The sequence below is a fragment of the Megasphaera massiliensis genome (assembly GCF_000455225.1).
GTDB classification, from domain to species: domain Bacteria; phylum Bacillota; class Negativicutes; order Veillonellales; family Megasphaeraceae; genus Megasphaera; species Megasphaera massiliensis.
Genome location: NZ_HF954558.1, coordinates 80,424 through 103,313 on the forward strand (window position 1 = coordinate 80,424; position 22,890 = coordinate 103,313).

The 22,890-nt window shown below is 50.8% G+C and carries 15 protein-coding genes; 2 read left to right on the plus strand and 13 right to left on the minus strand.

What is annotated here, in order from left to right; all coding sequences use genetic code 11:
• The 9 genes from TX77_RS11230 to TX77_RS11270 form a co-directional block, all read right to left on the minus strand.
• On the minus strand, nucleotides 1–768 hold a 768-nt coding region (locus tag TX77_RS11230; RefSeq protein WP_044505231.1), incomplete at its 3' end, for an elongation factor Tu.
• A gap of 38 nt (nucleotides 769–806) precedes the next feature.
• Nucleotides 807–2,879 carry an elongation factor G gene (gene fusA, locus TX77_RS11235; protein WP_044505176.1) on the minus strand — a complete coding sequence of 691 codons (2,073 nt, stop codon included), beginning with the start codon at nucleotides 2,877–2,879 and terminating at the stop codon, nucleotides 807–809.
• 39 nt (nucleotides 2,880–2,918) lie between these two features.
• Nucleotides 2,919–3,389 (minus strand): 30S ribosomal protein S7, encoded by a 471-nt coding sequence (gene rpsG / locus TX77_RS11240; protein WP_044505177.1) that lies wholly within the window; start codon nucleotides 3,387–3,389, stop codon nucleotides 2,919–2,921.
• Nucleotides 3,390–3,444: 55 nt separating this feature from the next.
• Nucleotides 3,445–3,816: a 30S ribosomal protein S12 gene (gene rpsL / locus TX77_RS11245; RefSeq protein ID WP_044505178.1), complete on the minus strand. Its 372-nt coding sequence runs from the start codon at nucleotides 3,814–3,816 to the stop codon at nucleotides 3,445–3,447.
• An 80-nt stretch (nucleotides 3,817–3,896) separates the two neighbouring features.
• Entirely contained in the window at nucleotides 3,897–4,142 is a 246-nt protein-coding gene (locus TX77_RS11250; RefSeq protein WP_044505179.1) for a ribosomal L7Ae/L30e/S12e/Gadd45 family protein, read from the minus strand.
• 242 nt (nucleotides 4,143–4,384) lie between these two features.
• Complete coding sequence (gene rpoC / locus TX77_RS11255; protein WP_044505180.1) at nucleotides 4,385–8,635, minus strand: DNA-directed RNA polymerase subunit beta'; 4,251 nt, start codon at nucleotides 8,633–8,635, stop codon at nucleotides 4,385–4,387.
• A gap of 26 nt (nucleotides 8,636–8,661) precedes the next feature.
• Nucleotides 8,662–12,420 carry a DNA-directed RNA polymerase subunit beta gene (rpoB, locus tag TX77_RS11260; protein WP_044505181.1) on the minus strand — a complete coding sequence of 1,253 codons (3,759 nt, stop codon included), beginning with the start codon at nucleotides 12,418–12,420 and terminating at the stop codon, nucleotides 8,662–8,664.
• A 244-nt stretch (nucleotides 12,421–12,664) separates the two neighbouring features.
• Nucleotides 12,665–13,921, minus strand: coding sequence for a tyrosine--tRNA ligase (tyrS, locus tag TX77_RS11265; protein WP_044505182.1), 1,257 nt, complete (start codon nucleotides 13,919–13,921; stop codon nucleotides 12,665–12,667).
• Between the two features lie 94 nt (nucleotides 13,922–14,015).
• Nucleotides 14,016–15,926, minus strand: a complete 1,911-nt coding sequence (locus tag TX77_RS11270) for a fructose-bisphosphatase class III (protein ID WP_044505183.1) — start codon at nucleotides 15,924–15,926, stop codon at nucleotides 14,016–14,018.
• A gap of 376 nt (nucleotides 15,927–16,302) precedes the next feature.
• On the opposite strand from TX77_RS11270, the gene gdhA reads away from it, so the two are divergent.
• The gene (gene gdhA / locus TX77_RS11275; protein ID WP_044505184.1) at nucleotides 16,303–17,652 is read left to right on the plus strand and encodes an NADP-specific glutamate dehydrogenase; all 1,350 of its coding nucleotides are present in this window, start codon (nucleotides 16,303–16,305) and stop codon (nucleotides 17,650–17,652) included.
• Nucleotides 17,653–17,749: 97 nt separating this feature from the next.
• On the opposite strand, the gene TX77_RS11280 is transcribed toward gdhA, so the two are convergent.
• Genes TX77_RS11280 through TX77_RS11290 form a run of 3 tightly spaced genes read right to left on the minus strand, consistent with a single transcriptional unit; the run spans nucleotide 17,750 to nucleotide 20,689 of the window.
• Complete coding sequence (locus TX77_RS11280) at nucleotides 17,750–18,925, minus strand: amidohydrolase (protein WP_044505185.1); 1,176 nt, start codon at nucleotides 18,923–18,925, stop codon at nucleotides 17,750–17,752.
• Between the two features lie 18 nt (nucleotides 18,926–18,943).
• The gene (locus tag TX77_RS11285; protein ID WP_230198139.1) at nucleotides 18,944–19,882 is read right to left on the minus strand and encodes an AEC family transporter; all 939 of its coding nucleotides are present in this window, start codon (nucleotides 19,880–19,882) and stop codon (nucleotides 18,944–18,946) included.
• A gap of 24 nt (nucleotides 19,883–19,906) precedes the next feature.
• Entirely contained in the window at nucleotides 19,907–20,689 is a 783-nt protein-coding gene (locus TX77_RS11290; protein WP_044505187.1) for a carbon-nitrogen family hydrolase, read from the minus strand.
• 161 nt (nucleotides 20,690–20,850) lie between these two features.
• Here TX77_RS11290 and TX77_RS11295 point away from each other — a divergent pair, with 161 nt between their 5' ends.
• Entirely contained in the window at nucleotides 20,851–21,513 is a 663-nt protein-coding gene (locus TX77_RS11295; protein ID WP_044505188.1) for a uracil-DNA glycosylase, read from the plus strand.
• A gap of 92 nt (nucleotides 21,514–21,605) precedes the next feature.
• Here TX77_RS11295 and TX77_RS11300 read toward each other — a convergent pair whose 3' ends face one another.
• Nucleotides 21,606–22,835, minus strand: coding sequence for a [Fe-Fe] hydrogenase large subunit C-terminal domain-containing protein (locus TX77_RS11300; protein WP_044505189.1), 1,230 nt, complete (start codon nucleotides 22,833–22,835; stop codon nucleotides 21,606–21,608).
• Nucleotides 22,836–22,890: the final 55 nt, after the last annotated feature.

Consider the following 22,890-nt stretch of genomic DNA (forward strand, 5'->3'; position numbering starts at 1 on the left):
GTCTTTCGGCTGGTCAGCAAGACCAACGATTTCAACGGCGTCGCCGACTTTCAATTCGCCACGTTCAACACGGCCCGTAGCAACAGTGCCGCGGCCGGTGATGGTGAAGACGTCTTCGACCGGCATCAAGAACGGCTGGTCCGTCGGACGCTGCGGGGTCGGGATGTATTCGTCAACGGCATCCATCAATTTGAGGATGGACGGCGTGCCGATTTCGCTGTCGTCGCCTTCGAGGGCTTTGAGAGCGGAACCTACAACGATAGGTACATCGTCGCCGGGGAAATCATAGGAGCTGAGGAGATCGCGAACTTCCATTTCAACGAGTTCCAACAGTTCCGGATCGTCAACCTGGTCAGCTTTGTTGAGGTATACAACGATAGCCGGTACACCAACCTGGCGAGCCAAGAGGATGTGTTCACGAGTCTGCGGCATCGGGCCGTCAGCAGCGGATACGACGAGGATAGCGCCGTCCATCTGAGCAGCACCGGTGATCATGTTCTTGACATAGTCAGCATGGCCCGGGCAGTCAACGTGTGCATAGTGACGGTTGTCCGTTTCATATTCAACGTGTGCGGTGTTGATTGTAATACCGCGTTCACGTTCTTCCGGAGCCTTGTCGATATCGGCATAGTCTTCGAATTTAGCGTAGCCTTTATCAGCCAAAACTTTGGTGATAGCTGCCGTCAATGTCGTTTTGCCGTGGTCGACGTGACCGATCGTGCCAATGTTGACATGCGGTTTGGTTCTTTCAAAATGTTCTTTAGCCATTTGTTGTTCCTCCAGTGTGAGTAAATTATATTAGGCGATTAGCCTTTTTCACTGATGACTTTTTCAGCTACGTTCTTAGGAACTTCTTCGTAGTGGTCAAAGGTCATCGTATAAACGCCACGGCCCTGCGTACGGGAACGCAAATCCGTTGCATAGCCAAACATTTCTGCCAGCGGTACGAAGGCGTTGATATGTTCTGCACCGGAGCGCATTTCCATACCTTCGACACGACCACGGCGGGAGTTGAGGTCGCCGATGACGTCGCCCATGTATTCTTCAGGAACGACAACTTCGACTTTCGTGTACGGTTCGAGGAGAACCGGATCGGCTTTGCGGGCGCCTTCTTTAAAGCCCATAGAACCTGCAATCTTGAAGGCCATTTCCGAGGAGTCGACTTCATGGTAAGAGCCGTCATATACGGCAACTTTGATGTCAACCATCGGGAAGCCTGCCAAAACGCCTGTTTCCATAGCTTCTTTAACACCAGCTTCAACAGAACCGATATATTCCTTAGGAATAGCACCGCCAACGACTTTGTTTTCAAATTCGTAGCCTTTGCCCTGTTCCTGCGGAATGAGTTCGAGCCAGCAGTCACCATACTGACCACGGCCGCCGGACTGACGTTTGAAGAAGCCGCGGGATTTGATTTCTTTGCGAATCGTTTCACGGTAAGCAACCTGCGGTTTACCGACGTTGCAGTCTACCTTGAATTCGCGGGACATACGGTCGACGATGATATCCAAATGGAGTTCGCCCATACCGGAGATGATGGTCTGACCCGTTTCAGCATCGGTCTTGACTTTGAAGGTTGGATCTTCTTCGGCCAGACGAGCCAGGGCAATGCCCATTTTTTCCTGGTCAGCTTTCGTCTTCGGTTCAACAGCAACGGAAATAACCGGATCGGGGAATTCCATCTTTTCGAGGATGATCGGATTCTTTTCATCGCAGAGCGTATCGCCTGTCGTCGTATCTTTTAAGCCTACGATGCCGCCGATATCACCGGTATAAGCTTCTTGAACTTCTTCACGGTGGTTAGCGTGCATACGGAGGATACGGCCGACACGTTCTTTTTTGCCTTTCGTCGAGTTGTAGACGTAGGTACCGGCTTGGAGGGTACCGGAATAAACTCGGAAGAAGGCCATCTTGCCAACGAAGGGGTCAGCCATGATCTTGAAGGCCAAGGCAGACAAAGGAGCCTTGTCATCAACAGCACGGGTTTCTTCTTCGTCCGTGTCGGGGTTGGTGCCTTTAACAGCCGGAATATCCAGCGGCGACGGCATGTAGTCGACGACGGCGTCGAGGAGCATCTGAATCCCTTTGTTCTTGTAAGCAGAACCGCAGAGGACCGGGAAGATTTTATTCGTGCAGACGCCCTTACGGATAGCTGTTTTTAATTCGTCGATGGAGATTTCTTCCCCTTCGAGGTATTTCATCATGAGTTCTTCATCGGTATCGCAAACAGCTTCTACCATGATATCATGATACTTTTTAGCTTCTTCTAATTCGTCTTCCGGGATGTCAACGACTTCGATTTCTTTACCGAGAGCATCATCATAGATTTCAGCTTTCATGGTAATGAGGTCGATAATACCGCTGAACGTCGATTCAGCACCGATCGGGAGCTGAATAGCGACGGCATTGGCCTGAAGACGGTCTTTCATCATTTCGACAACGTTCAGGAAGTCAGCACCGGTCGTATCCATCTTATTGACGAATGCGATACGGGGAACATGGTAATGTTCAGCCTGACGCCATACCGTTTCCGACTGCGGTTCTACGCCGCCTTTAGCGGAGAAGACAGCAACAGCGCCGTCGAGTACGCGCAGGGAGCGTTCAACTTCAACCGTGAAGTCAACGTGCCCCGGGGTATCGATGATGTTGATGCGGTGGTCTTTCCAATGGGCTGTCGTAGCAGCAGACGTGATCGTAATGCCGCGTTCCTGTTCCTGAGCCATCCAGTCCATGGTAGCAGCGCCGTCATGAACTTCACCGATTTTATGAACTCGGCCGGTATAGAACAGAATACGTTCGGTTGTCGTGGTTTTACCAGCATCGATGTGAGCCATGATGCCAATATTTCTCGTTTTTTCCAAAGAAAATTCTCTTGGCACGGTTTTTTCCACTCCTCAAAAAATAATAAATATCGTAAATTACCAACGATAATGAGCGAAAGCTTTGTTAGCTTCTGCCATTTTATGAGTATCTTCCTTTTTCTTGATAGCAGCGCCTGTGTTGTTGAAAGCGTCCATCAATTCGCCAGCGAGCTTTTCTTTCATCGTACGTTCGCCGCGCTGACGGGCATAGCTGACAGTCCAGCGGATGCCGAGGGACAAGCGACGGTCTGCACGTACTTCAACAGGAACCTGGTAGTTAGCACCGCCGACACGACGAGCACGGACTTCCAGGACAGGCATAACGTTGTTGAGAGCCTGTTCAAATACTTCCAAAGGATCTTTATTCATTTTCGAACGGATGATGTCGAAAGCATCATAAACGATGGTTTCAGCGACACCTTTTTTGCCGTCCAACATAACTTTGTTGATGAAGCGCGTTACCAATTTGGAATGGTACACCGGATCCGGCAGCACATCACGCTTCGCAACGGGGCCTTTTCTTGGCATGTCTAATTCCTCCTCTATATTGTGTATGTCATCTGTTTCATCTTAATGGTAAATCTTATTTACCTTTTTTTGCGCCGTATTTCGAACGGGACTGCTGACGATCTGCAACGCCAGCTGTATCCAAAGCACCGCGGACGATATGATAACGTACACCAGGAAGGTCTTTGACACGACCGCCTCTGATTAATACAACACTGTGTTCCTGTAAATTGTGACCAATGCCAGGAATATAAGCTGTTACTTCGATAGAGTTCGTCAAGCGAACACGGGCAACTTTACGCAGAGCCGAGTTAGGTTTCTTCGGCGTAGCAGTGTATACACGAGTGCAGACACCACGTTTCTGCGGGCTGTTTTTCAAAGCCGGCGCATTCGATTTGGTTAAAGCAACCTGACGTCCTTTACGAACTAATTGGCTGATTGTTGGCATATGGGCACCTCCTCTCCAAACAATTAGATTTATAATGTAATCATCAACGAGCAGAGCTCATAAGATGATATTACCAAAAGTTATTTCAACAAGCCTACGGCCGCTGCTTTTACTTTAATATGGCAGGCCACTCCCAGCTCTGCCATGGTATAGGTGCGGTCGACAGGAATGTCAGCCCCTTCAGATGCTGCAATAAGCGGGGCTACGACTTGTTCATCACAGTCCTTGGCGATGAACAACTGTGTGACTTCGTTTCGTTTCATTGCCTTCAAGGTTTGCTTGGCTCCGACAGTTTTGCGGACACCGGCAGCTACATCTAAGCTCACGAAACCTCACTCCTTACGTCTTGCAAATTAGGCGCAATGCACGCATTGCGACACTTAGATATTTTATCATCACGATAATTATCTGTCAATGAGTTTTTTGGTAAAAACTGCGTAACCAGTACATCTTTTATTACACGCGCCCATGTGATTCATATCATTTCGGATAAACTTCCGATACGCCAAAATCAGTCTGCTCTTTAAAAATAAAAAAGAAGCCCTCTTGCGAGGGCTCCCTTTCAACCTTAGTGGCCGGCTTCCGGTGCTTCAACAACACTTTCAGGGGCATCTACGGGATTGCCGTCTTCGTCTTCATAGCTGATGGACGGAACGGTCTTTACTACTTTTACTTTACGGTAACGGCTCATGCCGGTCCCTGCCGGGATGAGTTTACCGATAATGACGTTTTCTTTAAGGCCTAAGAGCGGATCGACCTTACCTTTAATAGCCGCATCGGTCAGGACACGAGTCGTTTCCTGGAAGGAAGCAGCCGACAGGAAGGAATCCGTTGCCAGGGCGGCCTTGGTAATCCCCAGCAGCATCGGTTTGCCGATAGCGGTCTTGCCGCCGTTGTTGGCAATGCGCTTATTCATATCTTCAAAGATATTGACGTCGATATAATCGCCCGGCAATACATCTGCATCTCCGGCTTCTTCAATCTTCATCTTGCGCAGCATCTGGCGAACGATGACTTCGATGTGCTTATCGTTGATACCAACACCTTGTGATTTGTATACCTTCTGTACTTCGTATACCAGGTAGCGCTGTGTTGCTTCGACGCCCTGGATACGCAGGATATCGTGGGGGTTGATAGAGCCGGCCGTAATACGGCTGCCCTTTTCGATGACATCGCCTTCATGCACGACGAGATGCGAACCGAAGGGAATGGTGTAACTCCGTTCTTCGCCGTCTTTCGAGAGGACGTGAACGATGTTGATGTCGTGATGGTCTTCTTTTTCCGTAATCGATACGGTACCGCTGATTTCCGTGACGATAGCGTTGCCCTTCGGCTTACGAGCTTCGAACAGTTCTTCGACACGAGGAAGACCCTGGGTAATATCGCCGGCCGATGCGACGCCGCCCGTATGGAAGGTACGCATCGTCAGCTGTGTACCCGGTTCCCCGATGGACTGAGCTGCAATAGTGCCGACCGATTCGCCGACATTGACCTTGCCGCCGGTACCGAGGTCGCGGCCATAGCACTTAGCGCAGACACCGTAACGGCTATGGCAGGTAAGGACGCTGCGGATCCGGACGGTATCGTAATATTTAGCAATTTCTTTCGCCTGGTCGGCCATGATTTCCTCATTGAGGGCTACGATGACGGCACCCGTTTCCGGGTTGACCAGGGTTTCAGCAGCCGTACGGCCTTCGATCCGTTCTTCAAGCGGTTCGATGACGCCGTTGCCTTCGACGATGGCCGTGACTTCTACGCCGCGGATATCGTTGTTGCGGGCTTTGACTTCTTTGACATCACTGTTCAGGATGCGATCGATGGCATCTTCCGTAAGGGGCGTGCCCTTCGCGCAGATTTCAATGCCATTGGAGTCGATGACGGCTTCTTCGATGGTCTTGCCAAGCATGTTTTCCGCCATGGATTTGCGGATAGCTGCCCGGAAACCTTCTTCCGGTGCGCCGAGGGAAACCGTTTCGATGACGTTGGTATGATTGAGGTCATCGTTGATATCCATCTGGCTGCCGCGGAGATAGAGTTTCGGAACCTGATGTTCAATGATCGTATCCATGTCATCGTTGGTCAAGAGGTGTTCTGCTTCAAATACGGCTTCACCCGTTTCCGGATCCACGGCTTCACGAGCCAGGACGCGGCCGATGAGCTTATCGCGAAGGAGGTTGACAGCCTGGCGGCAGGAGCTTGCCAAGCGGGCCCGTTCGCGGACGAGATCGATGCCGAATACGTCGCAGTCGTCTTCGCGGACGATGACATCCTGGGAGACGTCGACCAGACGGCGGGTCAGATAACCCGAGTCAGCCGTACGAAGAGCCGTATCCGCCAACCCTTTACGGGCACCGTGAGACGAGGTGAAGTAGTCCAGTACGGACAGGCCTTCACGGAAGTTTGCCTTGATCGGCAAGTCGATGATACGACCCGACGGGTCAGCCATCAGGCCACGCATGCCGGCAACCTGGCGAATCTGCTGTTTATTACCACGGGCACCGGAGTCAGCCATCATGAAGATCGAGTTGAAGGGATCCATGTTATCCATCATGACTTCCGTAACATCATCGGTCGCTTTTTCCCAAATAGCACAGGTTTTGCGATACCGTTCATCTTCCGTAATGAGACCGCGCTGATACATCTTGGATACGTTCTGTACCTGTTTGTCAGCAGCGCCGAGGATATCCCATTTTTCTTCCGGAATCTGAATGTCGGAAATGGCGATGGACATACCGGCCTGACGAGCGTAGTGGTAGCCGATAGCCTTAATATTATCAAGAAGTTCTGCCGTCTTGGTGTTGCCAAAGAGGTGGAAGCAGGCATCGACGAGTTTGCCGATTTCCTTCTTGCTCATGAGGACGCCGAGGCAGTCGACGTCGACATATTCTTTACCTTCTTTGAAAGCAGCGACGGCATCTTTATCGATTTTATGTTTCGGAAGCGGGCGAACGGCCATAAGGTCGACACCAAAAGCTTCTTTCAACTGGGAGAAACCATAGTCCAGGATATGACCGTCGGCATCTTTCACTTTGATGAAGTGCGTCCAGTCGATAACGCCGTTTTCATAGGCAAATACGACATCCTGAGGATTATCGAAGACCATAACCTTATCCGTATGGAAGAGGCGCAGCGGTTCGTAGATCTGGTAGTTGTACAAGAGTTTGCCTGCCGTCGTTTCAATGAGGCCGTGGCCCGGGATGCGGACTTTGATCAAGGCTTCAATGTCGATGACTTTGGCATCGTAAGCAAGCATGACTTCATCGTAATTGGAGAAGATCTTGCCTTCGCCTTTCGCAGACGGTTTAACCAAGGTCAGGTAGTAGGCACCGAGAACCATGTCCTGTGTAGGAACAGCAACCGGCTCGCCGTCTTTCGGAGCCAGGATGTTGTGCGACGACAACATGAGCGTCCGAGCTTCGGACTGGGCTTCTACCGACAGCGGCAGATGGCAGGCCATCTGGTCACCGTCGAAGTCGGCGTTGAAGGCCGTGCAGACCAGCGGATGAAGCTTAATGGCCCGACCTTCCCAAAGGACCGGTTCAAAGGCCTGGATGCCCAAACGGTGAAGTGTCGGGGCACGGTTCAAGAGGACCGGATGTTCCTTGATGACGTCTTCGAGGACGTCCCAGACTTCATTGCTGACGCGTTCGACTTTTTTCTTGGCGTTTTTAATGTTGGTGGCAATTTCTTTTTCGACGAGCTTCTTCATGACGAAGGGCTTGAAGAGTTCCAGTGCCATTTCCTTCGGAAGACCGCACTGGTGCATCTTCATTTCCGGGCCGACAACGATAACCGAACGGCCGGAATAGTCGACACGTTTCCCGAGCAAGTTCTGACGGAAACGGCCCTGCTTCCCTTTCAGCATATCCGAAAGAGATTTAAGGGGACGATTGCCGGGGCCCGTAACGGGGCGGCCGCGACGGCCATTGTCGATGAGGGCATCGACGGCTTCCTGAAGCATGCGTTTTTCATTGCGGACGATGATGTCCGGCGCACCCAATTCAAGGAGGCGGCTCAAGCGGTTGTTTCGGTTGATGACCCGGCGATAGAGGTCGTTCAGGTCAGACGTTGCAAAACGGCCGCCGTCAAGCTGGACCATGGGGCGCAGTTCCGGCGGAATGACCGGAATGACGTCCATGACCATCCATTCCGGTTTATTGCCGGAATGACGGAAGGCTTCGACGACTTCCAGGCGGCGGATCGCGCGGACGCGGCGCTGGCCCGAAGAGTCGCGGAGTTCATCGCGCAGCTCTTTATCGAGCTGGTCGAGGTCGAGCCCCTGGAGGAGCTCTTTAATCGCAGCGGCACCCATGCCGACGCGGAATTTATCGCCGTACAAGTCGAGATACTGGCGATATTCCGTTTCCGTCATCAGCTGCTGCTTCTGGAGAGACGTATCGCCCGGATCGAGGACAATGTACGAAGCAAAGTATAAGACTTTTTCCAGCGAACGGGGCGAGATATCGAGAATCAAGCCCATCCGGCTGGGAATGCCTTTAAAATACCAAATATGAGAAACAGGTGTAGCCAGTTTAATATGGCCCATCCGTTCACGACGGACTTTGGCGCGCGTGACTTCGACGCCGCAGCGATCGCAGACGACACCTTTATACCGGATACGTTTATATTTACCGCAGTGGCATTCCCAGTCCTTCGTAGGCCCAAAAATGCGTTCGCAGAACAACCCATCCCGTTCCGGTTTTAATGTACGGTAGTTGATCGTTTCTGGTTTCTTGACTTCCCCATGAGACCATTCGAGAATCTTTTCGGGCGAAGCAAGGCCAATCCGCATGGAATCGAATTCATTCACATCAAGCACTAATACCGCTCCCTTCTATCGACTCGTTATTCATCATCGTCAGTAGTATCATCATCGTCAGCCTGTTCTGCTTCGGCAACGGCATCGAGGCTCATTTCGCTCATGACGTCATCTTCGTCGCCGTTGGAAACGGGTTCCTGATCGTCATCTTCGCCGTTTTCATCACTGCCTTCAGCAGGTACTGCCGGAGTTTCCGGGCCATTTTCACCTTCCATGACGCGACGGAGTTCGTCGTTCTTTTCCGGTTCTGTTTCATCGTCTTCGTCAAGTTCCTTGATGACGACTTCATCGCCGTCTTCATTGAGAATCTGGACATCGAGGCCGATAGCCTGGAGTTCCTTGAGGAGTACCTTGAACGATTCCGGCACACCCGGTTCCGGAATGTTTTCGCCTTTGACGATCTTTTCGTAAGCCTTGACACGGCCGACGACATCGTCAGATTTAACCGTAAGCATTTCCTGGAGGGTATAGGCTGCGCCGTAAGCTTCCAGAGCCCAAACTTCCATTTCCCCGAAACGCTGACCGCCGAACTGGGCTTTACCGCCGAGAGGCTGCTGCGTAACCAAGGAGTACGGGCCTGTCGAACGAGCATGGATCTTGTCGTCGACGAGGTGATGCAGTTTCAGGAAGTATGTATAGCCGACAGTGACGCGGCGATCCATCGGTTCGCCCGTACGGCCGTCATAGAGGACGGACTTGCCGTCACTGGGGAGACCTGCGATTTCGAGTGCATTAAATACGTCTTCAGCCTGAGCGCCGTCAAAGACCGGTGTGGCAATATGAATCCCGGCAACATCCGGTTTCGGCATGCCGTACTTATCAAAGTCATAACCGGCAGCACGCAGTCTTTCTTCCAGACCCGGATCCATTTCCTTGATCTGCTTGCCCAATTCATGGACAGCCCAGCCAAGGTGAGTTTCCAAAATCTGACCGATATTCATACGAGACGGTACGCCCAAGGGGTTCAGGACGATCTGGACCGGCGTGCCATCAGGCAGGAACGGCATGTCTTCCTGGCGCATGACGCGGGAGACGACACCTTTGTTCCCGTGACGACCGGACATCTTATCGCCTTCGTGGATCTTACGTTTCTGAGCGATGTAGACACGAACCAAACGGGTTACGCCGGGCGGCAGTTCGTCGTTGTTTTCACGGGAGAATACGCGGACGTTGACAACCTTGCCCGATTCCCCGTGGGGAACGCGCAGGGACGTATCACGGACTTCACGTTCCTTGTCGCCGAAAATAGCGCGCAGGAGACGTTCTTCCGGAGTCAGTTCCGTTTCGCCTTTCGGCGTAACTTTACCGACCAGGACGTCGCCGGGGAATACGTCGGCGCCGATCATGATAATCCCGTTTTCATCGAGGTTCTTCGTGCTTTCTTCGCTGACATTGGGGATTTCACGAGTGATTTCTTCAGAGCCGAGTTTCGTATCGCGGGCATCGCATTCATATTCTTCAATATGGATAGAAGTATAGAGGTCGTTCTTCGGCAATTCTTCACTGAGGAGAACGGCGTCTTCGTAGTTGTAACCTTCCCAAGGCATGTAGGCTACGAGGATGTTATAGCCAAGGGCTAATTCACCGCCATCAGTTGCCATGCCGTCGGCCAGGACCTGACCTTCAGTAACGACTTCGTTTTTGTAAACCAAAGGACGCTGGTTGATGCAGGTACTCTGGTTGGAACGAACAAATTTAATCAGTTTATACGTATCGATTGAGCCGGAATCAGTACGGACTTCGATGGTATCACCGGTAACGTGGGATACGACGCCGCTGTGTTTTGCCAGGACGCAGACCCCGGAGTCACAGGCTGCCTTGTATTCCATCCCGGTCCCGACGAGCGGAGCCTGGGTACGGAGGAGAGGAACAGCCTGACGCTGCATGTTCGCACCCATGAGGGCACGGTTAGCATCGTCGTTTTCGAGGAAGGGGATCATAGAAGTACCGACAGATACGACTTCCTTCGGCGATACGTCCATGAAGTCGACGCGGTCAGCCCGGAATTCACGAGTATCTTCACCGTGACGGCAGGCAACGCGTTCGTTGACGAAATGGCCGTCTTCGGTAAGGGGTTCGTTGGCCTGGGCAATGACGTACTGTTCTTCTTCATCAGCCGTAATATAGTAAACCTTTTCCGTTACGACGCCCGTTTCTTTGTCGACGCGGCGGTACGGAGCTTCAATGAAACCGAATTCATTGACCTGACCGAAGCAAGCCAGGGAAGAAATGAGGCCGATGTTCGGACCTTCCGGCGTTTCTACCGGGCACATGCGGCCATAGTGCGAATGGTGGACGTCGCGGACTTCAAAGCCTGCGCGTTCACGGGACAAACCGCCGGGACCAAGGGCGCTCAGACGGCGTTTATGTGTAATTTCAGCCAAGGGATTGGTCTGGTCCATGAACTGGGACAGCTGGCTGGAACCGAAGAATTCTTTAATGGCGGCTACGACAGGACGGATGTTGATCAGGACCTGCGGCGTAATGCTTTCGGCATCCTGAATCGTCATGCGTTCGCGGACGACACGTTCCATACGGGTAAGGCCGATACGGAACTGGTTCTGAAGGAGTTCGCCGACGCAGCGCAGACGACGGTTGCCCAAATGGTCGATATCATCGACAGTGCCAAAACCATCCATCAAATTGAGGAGGTAGCCGATGTGAGCGATGATGTCTTCGCGGGTAATCGTCCGGTGATCATAAGGCAGATCGCTGTTATTGCAGATGACCTTATAGACAGAGCCATCCTGCTTTTCAACGAAAGCTTCTACTAAACCGCCGCCGTCACCGAGGGGGGCATCGGCTGCGATTTCACGGTGGAATACACCGCTTTCGCGGATTTTTTCAACTTCTGCCGAGCCGATTTCCGTATGAGCATCGACGATGATTTCCCCCGTTTCCGGATTGACGATCGGTTCGTGAAGGGTCAGGCCGAAGAGGCGGCGTTCCCAACCGAGTTTCTTGCCGGCTTTATAACGGCCGACGCGGGCCATATCGTACCGACGCGGATCGAAGAACAACCCTTCAAAGAGGTTGCGGGCGCTTTCAACAGTCGGCGGTTCACCGGGGCGAAGTTTTTTATAGATTTCAATTAAGGCTTCGTCCTGATTTTCCGTCGTATCTTTTTCAAAAGTAGCCTTCAGGCGTTTGTCGTCGAAAAAGAGGTCGAGGATATCCGAATTGGACGCCCAGCCCAGGGCACGGATGAGAACCGTAACCGGAATCTTACGGTTGCGGTCAATGCGGGCATAGATAATATCGTTAGCATCGGTTTCGAGTTCGATCCAGGCGCCGCGGTTCGGAATGACCGTCGAATTGTAAAGGCGGATGCCCATCGGGTCAATTTCACGACCGTAGTACACACCGGGAGAACGAACGAGCTGACTGACGATAACGCGTTCTGCCCCATTGATAATGAACGTGCCTGTATCAGTAATCAGAGGGAAGTCACCCATGAATACTTCCTGGTCCTTAATTTCACCTGTTTCGTGGTTGACAAGACGGATCTGGACTCGGAGCGGTGCGGCATACGTCGTATCGCATTCCTTACATTCACGAATGTCGTACTTCGGTTCCCCTAATTTAAAACCCTCAAAGGATAAAGACAGGTTGCCCGATGCATCTTCGATAGGAGAAATGTCTTTGAAGATATCTTTAAGTCCCTTTTCGAGGAACCATTCGTAGGATTTATTCTGTAAATCCAACAAATGAGGCATTTTCAAGACCTCGTTAATCTTAGCATATGTGTATCGAGTCCTTTTCCCTACTTGTACAGGTTTGAACATGCTGATTCTTCACCCCTTATAAAAAGTAAACCATTATAATCGCGCCAAGCGCGTCGTTAAGCGCTTCATAAAGCGACAAAAAAGCAAGGCTCTTAGAGACATTGAACCTTGCTTAATTTTTTGCTCACCGGAAGCGTTTCCTCCATGCATCTCATAACATCAATTGAACATTCTGCAATGAGTTATTATAGCATACAGAAAATCTTCCGTCAATATTAAATTTTAATGAATTTAGAAAAACGGTTTACTGCTGAACGCGTGCCAAGGTGTACTTCTTCTTGCCTTTGCGGACGATGACAAATTTCCCGTTTGAATTCTTATGGGGTTTTACGATTTCATCGAGGCTGGTAACTTTGACGCCGTTAATGGTGACAGCTCCGTTATTAATGTCTTCACGGGCCTGGCGTTTCGACTTATAGATGTTGGCATCGATGAGCCAGTTGACAACGTCCTTGTCTTCGTTGGTAACGTCGACGGTCGGCATCTTGCCAAAGGCCTGTTCCAGTTCATGTTCCGAAAGATCGGCGATGCTGCCGTGATAGAGGGCTTCCGTAATATTCTGGGCTTCCTTCAAGGCTTCCGGACTGTGAACGAAGGTCGTGACTTCTTCCGCCAGGCGGCGCTGAGCCAAGCGTTTTTCCGGTTCCTTTTCAACGGCTTCGGCCAAGGCGTCGATTTCTTCTTTGCTGAGGAAGGTAAAGTATTTCAAATATTTGATGACGTCGGCGTCGTCCTGGTTGAGCCAGAACTGATAGAATTCGAAAGGCGACGTCTTTTCCGGGTCGAGCCAAACGGCACCGCCGGCAGTCTTGCCGAATTTCGTTCCGTCCGATTTCAGCATGAGGGGAATGGTCAGGCCGAAGGCTTTGGCTTCGCTGCCGTGCATCTTTCGGATCGTGTCGATGCCGGCCGTAATGTTGCCCCACTGATCGGCACCGCCGATTTGGAGCTGAACGTCATTGTTTGAAAAGAGGTGTTCAAAGTCGATGGACTGGAGAATCTGATAGGAAAATTCGGTGAAGGAAATCCCCGCTTCCAGACGGCTGGCAACGACTTCCTTGCTAAGCATGATGTTGACGCTGAACAGTTTGCCGTAGTCGCGAAGGAATTCAAGGAGGCCGATTTTGCTGAGCCAGTCATAGTTATTCACAAAGGTGATATTCTCTGAATCACCGAAGAGGTGCGTAAACTGGGCTTTTAATTTTTCTGCATTGGCCTTGATGGTATCAATAGTCTGCAGCTGTCGTTCCGTCTTACGACCGCTGGGATCACCGATGGTACCCGTACCGCCGCCGATGACGACGAAGGGATGATGACCGGCATTGGCAAAGCGCTTGAGCATCATAAAGGGAATCAAATGGCCGATATGCATGCTGTCGCCCGTCGGGTCAACGCCGCAGTAAAGAGAGATGCTCTTTTCTTCCGTCAGTTTCCGCAGCCCTTCTTCATCTGTCATCTGATTGACGGCGCCGCGCCATGACAATTCATCAATGATATTCATCGAATTCGCTCCTTTATTATAGAAAATGATAAGATACATTTCATTATAGCTATGGCCGTCCGTTCCGTCAATGAAGATTCCTTTAAATATTTTCCTATTGGGCCGTTTTTTCTAAAATGACGCCTTGGCGGTAAGCCTGTAAGAGAGCCTTTAAGTCATCGATCATTTGAAGCAGCTTTTTCCCGTTATCCGTGTCACCAATCATGACTCGTTTCGGTTCCAATTCGACCTGCGTCGATTCCGAGTCGATGTCGACGTTGTTCATTAAAGCTTGGTAAACGTCTTCAAAGGGGTAATGGGATTTGATGCGGATGCCGTGGGAATTAAAAATCAATGTATAGCCGGCAATCCCCGTCGATCCCTGATAGGCCTTGCAGAAGCCTCCGTCGATGCATATTTCCTTGCCTTCAGCTCGAACAGGGCTTTCGCCCTTCTTGACCTTAACCGGGGTATGGCCGTTGATGATGTGCCCCTGAGGCGAATCGATGCCGAATTCATGGAGGATCTTGATGCATTCATCCTTATCTCGGTTCAAGTGGTAATAGGCATTTTGCGGTTCTTTCCATGTCGATTCATCGACGATATAGCTTCGTTCAAGTGTCTTTACGATGCGTCCCGATACGGGTGAGTCGGCGCCGCACCACAGATACCACATGAAGTCCAGGCTGTCCATATCGCGCTGGTCATAGGCCTTGCGGATCATATGCTCAATTTTATCCATAAAGGCCCTGCCCTTATACGGTTTGCCTTCGAGATAGACCTCTTTAAAACTGCCGTCCGGATTGAGGGGCAGACCGCCGTGGAACAAGAGATTGTTGTTCATGCAGCGATACAGTGACCCATGGCTGTAAAGGAATCGGATATGACGCTGAAGGCGTTCGCTTTCGAGAAATTCCAGTTGGATATCGTTCATCAATTGGTGTTCTTCCGGCGACAAAGTATACGGATCCGCGGAATTTACCGTCGGAAAATCCTTGGTCTTCAGTTCGTAAGTCTTACCGTCTAAATCAACAGTCCCTTTTTCCCAATCGAATTTGTGGAACATGAGCCGGTCATCCATATTATAGTCGGGATGGCGATAGATCGTTTGTCCTTCCAGTTTAGCTACGATGACATTAATGGCTTTGACCATCGGTTCGATGCCATCATTTTCCTTATATGTCTTCATAGCAAAGAGGGCAAAGGGACGTAAACTGATGCCATAACCATTTTCCAATATTTCCATATTATGGTAACGAATGTTATTGCGCAGGACGTTGGCAATGCAGGCCAAATTGCCGGCAGCGGCGCCCATCCAAAGGACATCGTGATTGCCCCACTGAATATCGAGCGAATGGTGTCCCATCAAGGTATCGACGATTTTATCAGCATGGGCCCCGCGGTCATAGATGTCACCGATGATGTGCAGGTGGTCTACTGCCAGCCGCTTGATGAGGGCCGCTAAGGCATAGATGAATTGCCGGGTACTGCCGGTCTCTAAAATCGTATCGAGGATTTTCCGATGATAGACCAGTTGGTTCTGGTCCTCGTCGGGCTGGGCATGAATCAATTCGTCGATGATGAAGCGGAAGGCTTCCGGCGTGGCCTTACGTACTTTAGACCGCGTATATTTAGACGACAATAACTTAGCCAGGTCGATCATCCTTTCCAGCGTCGTCCGGGCCCATTCACTCGTAACCTTTCCTTCACGATAGAGCATATTCAGCTTTTCCTTCGGATAATAAATGAGGGTCAAAAGACTGTCCTGTTCTATTTTATTCATCTTATCCGAAAAAATCATTTCTACCTTTTCGCGAATGACGCCGGAGCAGTTATTTAAGATATGATAGAAAGCACCGTATTCACCGTGAAGGTCACTCATAAAGTGTTCCGTTCCCTTCGGCAAATTAACGATGGCTTGTAAATTAATGATTTCTGTAAAGGTTGCTGCCTGGGTCGGATAATCTTTGGCCAAGAGTTCTAAATACCGCAGATATTCAGCAGAATAGGTATCGTATGTCCCCATTTAAGTACCCCTCTTTTCATATAGTGTATGTTGTATAGCGTATTTACCTCTTATTGTATACCATCGACGCCAAAGTGACTAGATTTTTCTGCTCTTTTCGTCGATTTCAAAATGAGTATGAGCGCCCCTTGTTTATGTATCAAAATCATCTTACAATTAATTTTAATGCATAGATGTGCTTTAACCTGTTGAAACGTCCCTTCACCCCCTAAAAAGCCCTTGAATTTTCACTCTTTTTTTCGCATAGCGATAAAACAATGCCGCAATGGAAAAATATTTTCCGCATTGTGGTGTTTTCAAGACGGGAAAAACATGCTATTATGTAATCGTAGAAATCAGTTTTAGGTATAACTATTTTAAATGAGGTGACTACATTATGAACAAGTATTTGCAATCTGTTATTGAAAACGTCCGTGTCAAACATGCCAACGAGCCAGAATTCGTCCAGACCATTGAAGAAGTTTTGAGCTCCCTCGACGTCGTCGTCGAAAAACATCCGGAATATGAAAAGTACGACCTGATCAGCCGACTGGTCGAACCCGAACGGCAATTCACATTCCGCGTTGTCTGGGAAGACGATAACGGCAACTACCACACCAACACCGGCTACCGCGTCCAGTTCAACGGCGCAATCGGGCCCTACAAAGGTGGTCTCCGCTTCCAGAAAAACGTTTACTCCGGCATCATCAAATTCTTGGGCTTTGAACAGATTTTCAAAAACGCTTTGACCGGCCTTCCTATCGGCGGCGGTAAAGGCGGTTCCGACTTCGACCCGACGGGCAAGTCCGACGCTGAAATCATGCGTTTCTGCCAGAGCTACATGCAGGCATTATATCGTTACATTGGTCCCGATATCGACGTACCGGCTGGCGACATGGGCGTTGGCGGCCGCGAAATCGGCTTCCTCTTCGGTGAATATCGCCGCCTGAAAGGCACCTTCGAAAACGGCGTTCTCACCGGTAAAGGCTTCAGCTACGGCGGTTCCCGCATCCGTCCGGAAGCAACGGGCTACGGTGCTGTTTACTACCTCGAAAACGTTCTCCGCGACGACGGCCAGAATATTAAAGGCAAAACAATCGCCGCTGCCGGCTTCGGCAACGTTACCTGGGGCATCTGCAAAAAAGCAGCTGAACTCGGTGCTAAAGTCGTCACTCTCTCCGGTCCCGATGGCTACATCTATGATCCCGATGGCGTCGTTACTGAAGAAAAGATCAATTACCTCCTCGAAATGCGTAACAGCGGCCGCAACCGCGTACAGGACTATGCTGACAAATTCGGCGTAGAATTCTTCCCGGGCGAAAAACCGTGGGGCCGCAAAGCCGATATCGTTATGCCGTCGGCCATGCAGAACGACGTTCACATGGAACAGGCAAAACAGATTGCTGCTAACAAAGTTCGTTACTACATCGAAGTCGCCAACATGCCGACGACCAACGATGCCCTCCAGTTCTTGATGGAACAGAAAGACATGATCGTCGCTCCGTCGAAAGCCGTTAACGCCGGCGGCGTTGCTACCTCCGCTCTGGAAATGAGCCAGAACAGCGAACGCCTCGTATGGACGGAAGAAGAAGTTGACGCTCGTCTCCACGAAATCATGAACACGATCTACAAAAACTGCAAAGAAGCAGCTGAACGCAACGGTCTTGGCTACAACCTCGTAGCCGGCGCTAACATCGCTGGTTTCGAACGTGTTGCTGATGCAATGCTGGCTCAAGGCGTCTTCTAAGATACCTAAAACTGAATAGAGAGCCTGAAAAAGGACCTGTCACCTAGGTGGCAGGTCCTTTCTTGCATACTCGATCAGATAGAAAATAACGCACGGCTTATACGCGGACGGCAACGTGGTCTTTGAATTCATCCATCATAGCCTGACAGCGTTTTTCATCATTGCCTAAGAGAATGGCCAAACGCCCCATGATTTCAGCACCGCGAAGGATGACCGGTTCAATGGACGGATCTTTTACGGCATTAGCTATCTCGACGGAGTGTTCCGGCATAGGCACGTCGCCCAAAGCTAAATGAAGGTGGAGGGCCGGGCACTGGTGGCTGACGTTGCCCACATCGGAGCTGCCACAGTCCTTCGGCGCTTCGTAGGCGATTCCCATATCGGACAGGACTTGCTCCGCCGCCTTAGTTGCCGTTTCATTCCAGACCATATTGTCGAATTTGCAGCCCATCTGTTTGACGTCATACGTCGTTTCGGTTGCAATGGCCGCCCCTTCAAAGCATTTCATGACCTTGGCAACGACCGTATCGAGGTAGGCTCGTTCGCTGTGGCGGATACAGCATTCCACTTCAGCATAATCAGGAACGACATTCGAAGCTCTCCCACCGTCGACGATGTACGAACCGATTCGCGTTTCCGGCCGGACGTGCTGACGCAGCATGTCGATCCCGTGAAGGGCCAGCATGGCACCATTTAGGGCATTGCGCCCATTCCACGGTTCGCCGGCGGCGTGTGCCGTCTGTCCATGGAAGGCAATGCGATAGTCATCGAGGGCCAAAAAGTGAGAGTTGGCATTGGTCTTGGTCGGCGATATATGAACCATCACCGCCAAGTCATAGTCGTTAAACACGCCCTGCTCACACATGATGACCTTACCGCCGCGCAATTCTTCATCGGGTGTACCGATGAGGTCGACGTCAACGGGAAGGTCCTTCAGGTCCTTTAATGCGGCAGCGGCAAGAAAGCTCATGGCCCCGTTGGCCGAATGACCGCAGCCGTGGCCGACGCCGGGGAGGGCATCATATTCCGCAAGGAGAGCGATTTTAAGGACAGCCTTTTCCGACCGGGACACGGCGGCCCGAAAGGCTGTCTTCTGGCCCGTAAAATGTTCTTCTACAGCTATGCCCAAACTCCGGCAGGCTTCGATATAATACTGACAAGCATGAAACTCTTCCCCGGACAGCTCCGGATCATTGGCAATGGCATAATTCAATTGGAAGGCCTGTTCCTTATGGAGATCCAAGGCCGATTTCAAAGCAGAAACATGTTTCATAATAACGAGAAACTCCTTTTATCCGACGATAAACATATATAAGGGGATGACGACGATCCCCATGACAACGGTGATAAACGTGACCTGCGTCGAGTAACGGACATCGGCTCCGATGGACTTGGCAACGACCGTCATCTGGGTCATGGCCGGCATACTGGCCTGCATGGTAAAGACCTGGGACGACATAGGCGTTACGGGAATGAAAGGCAAGAGGGCCAGTACACAGGCCGGACAGACAAGAAATCGACCGATTAAAGCACCGACGACGTCGCGGTCCCAATGGATATCAGAAAAGGAAATCCCGGCCATTTCAATGCCGATGACCAACAGCGATAACGGCGTTGCCATATTGCCGACGTATTGGAAAGACGTGAGCAGGAAGTCCGGCAGTTTAATATTTGCCAGAACCAAAGCCAGGCCGATCAGAAAGCCCATGAGGGGCGGAGAAAAAACCTTTTTGATCGTCTGAGCGGAAAACAGGGGCATATTCCCCTTCCCGCCCTGACTGTCATTGACGATATGGTAAATGCCGAGAGTCCAAAACATAGTCGTATTGGCCATATAATAGAGCATGACCGAGGGCACACTCTGCGTACCAAAGAGGGCCAAATTGACCGGCAGGCCGATAAAAATCGTATTGGCGATAAAGAAACAGGTGACGAATACGCCCTGCCGTTCCCGGCGAATATGCAGCACCTTGGCGGCAATGCGGCCGACGATATAGGCCAGGAATATCGAGGCAAAGGGCAAGATGAGATCCGGGGCAATACGAATCAAAGAGTCATGGGTAAAATCCTTTTCCATTTGACAGAGCATATACAGGGGCAGGCTGATTTTCATGACCAGTTTTGAAAAAACAGCGCTCATATTCGAGCCGAACCACCCTTTTTTTGACAGTATAACGCCGATGGCGATGATAAATAAAACCTCAAAAATTCCTTCTAATCCATGGAGCACGCCTTCCAAAAAATCGCTTCCCTTCTACAAATGGTATAACTCCGGCCGCCGGTCACGGAAGACATTAATCCGGCTGCGGAAACAATCGACGATGGACAAATCAATCGTTTCCGTAAGGACGGCATCGTCACTGCCGCCTTCCACCAAAACATTCCCCTGAGGGTCGACCAGCAGTGAATGACCGCCGAATTTAAGACGCCCGCAGAAGCCGCAGCTGTTGACAGCGGCAACGAAAAACTGATTTTCGATAGCCCGGGCCCGGTTGAGGAGCTGCCAGTGTTCCAGCCGCTCTTCCGGCCAGGCAGCCGGCACGAAGAGAACCTTGGCTCCGGCTAACGCCGCCATGCGGACCCATTCCCCGAAGCGTACATCGTAGCAGATGATGGAAGCCATGGTCACGCCGTCGAGAGAAAAAACATTGAGTTCCTTACCGGCCGTAAAGGCCTTATCTTCCTTGCCCGGAGTAAACAAATGGCACTTGTCATAAGAAGAAACAAGGCTGCCGTCTCGGCGGACAACGTACGTCGTATTATAAATGTTCCCTTCATGACGACGAGCAATAGAGCCTCCTACGATATGTATATTACAAGATTTTGCCAGATCCTGTAAAAAAGCCTGTGCCAACAGCCCTTCTTCATCCGCTTTTTCTCGGACATCGGAGGGATAAAAAGACGTATCCCATAATTCCGATAAGACGGCGATATCGGCACCGTCCGCAGCTGCAGCCTGCACATGGCGGCGTGCTTGTTCAAAGTTCGCTTCCCGATCGCCGGGGACGATGGAAAATTGAATCAGTGAAATTCGCATAATTTCAGCTCCTTTCAAAACGTACAAACAGCATTGGCATCCAACCATACTAGCATAAAGATAAATATATTATAGAGGATGATCCCAAAAATAACAATTCCTTGCAAATCCCCGCTTCCCTTGTTATAGTTAAATTACTTTATACGCAAAGAAGGGGTATCATGGAACAAGATGAAATGATGAAGGATTGGCTGGAAAACCTCATGGCCTGTCAATCTTGTCATCTAAGACAGGAAGGCAACCGCGGACCGACGAGATATACAGGAAATATCACATCGCCCTTGATGTTCGTCGGTGAAGGCCCCGGCGGTGTGGAAGATGAATACGGCGTTCCCCTCGTCGGCCCGTCGGGGCAGCTCCTCGACAAGGCCTTGTGGAGCGTCGGTTTGACCCGCGACCGGGTATACGTCACCAATATCGTAAAATGCCGGCCCAAGAACAACCGTACGCCAACCTTAGACGAAGGCCGTCACTGTGCCGACATCCACTTAATCAAAGAAATCGACATCGTGCAGCCAAAGGTTATCGTCTGTCTGGGAAAGGTCGCCTTCCAATACTTCTACGGCAAGGCAGCCAGTATCATGCGCAATCGCGGCAAGTGGTTTACCTGGCGAGGCTATCCCGTCATGCCGACCTATCATCCGGCCTTTCTCCTGCGTCAGACCGGCCACGACCTGGTCGAATCGAAATGGCAGGTCTATTACGATTTCAAGGCTGCCGTTGAAAAAGCAAAAGCCGAAAATCCCGATTATACCTACCAGAGCCCGGAAAAAACGAATCTCTTAGAACAATACACACCACTGAAAGAAAGCCGAAGTTTTTGATTCAAGCCAAAAAGCACTGCCATCATCGCGTGATGGCAGTGCTTTTCGTTTGTCCTGTAGGTTTGCTGTACATTCGTAAAAACTACGCCAGCTCAGTCAAAATGCCGGTCATAGAGATGACTGTTTTCCAAGAATTCTTCAACCGTCGGGAAGCCGAGTTTCTTTAAGAGTTCGATGACGTAAGGATTTTCCATCGGAGTACGGGAGAAGGCCTGTTTCCCATAAGCCTGGACGTTAGCCTTGCCGTCTTCCTTTTTGATGATGGCACGAGGACCGCCGACGCAGCCGCCGATGCAGCCCATGCCTTCAAAGAAGTTTCCGTCGCGGTTGCCTTCCAAAATGTCGTTAATCATGGCCTTACAAGCCGGAACGCCGTCAGCCTTGCGGGTCTTGATGTCGACCTTGCGGTCGGGATCGAGCTGGTACACCGTCGTCGTGACGGCTTCGGCAACGCCGCCTGCATAGGCATAGCTGATGCCGGCTTCGGAAGCGTGAGGTACGTTGTCTTCCGGCAGGGATTCCAAATCGATATCGGTTACAGAGAAGAAATCCTTTACTTCCTGATACGTTAAGACGTGGTCCACAGCACCGACCAAATCGGGTTCATTCCGTTCCGCTTTTTTAGCCAGGCAGGGCCCGATAAAGACTGTCTTAGCCTTGGGATGAAGGGCCTTTACGGTCCGGCCGCCGGCAATCATCGGCGATACGGATCCGGGAACGTTCGGCAAAAGCTGATGATAGAGCTTTTTAATCATAGCAATCCACATGGGGCAGCAGCAGCTCGTCAGCTGGAACTGATCTTCACTCTGAATGTTGCGATCGAATTCCAAGGCTTCTTTTAAGGTCAGGATGTCGGCAAAGACAGCGACTTCCAACATGCCCGTAAAGCCCAAGCGTTTAAAAGCTGTCCGCAGCTTGCCCATGGTGACATTAGGCCCAAACTGGCCGGCAACAGCCGGTGCGACCATGGCATAAATCGGTCCGTCGTATTCGTGAAGATCCTGAACGACGGGAATGATGTCCTTGCGGGTCTTCAAGTTGTCGAGCTTGCAGGCATCGACACAGGCCTGACAGCCGACGCACTGGCTGTCGTCGACTTCAACGCCTTCCGGGCCGCGTTTGATAGCCCCCCAATCGCAAGCATCTTCACAGCTGTGCGGTTCATCAGGAGGGCAGAGGCAGGGTTTTACTCGCCAAACCAGCGGATGGTCATCGGGATGAGCTAAACAATCGATCAATCTCGGTTCCCCTTCAACGCCAATAGGTTTCCCATCAGCTGCTCGTTTGAGCATTTGCTGATATAATTCATCTAATGTTTTCATACATAAACCCCCTTAAAGAGAATAACGAAGCCAAATCAGTTAGTTTCATTATAAC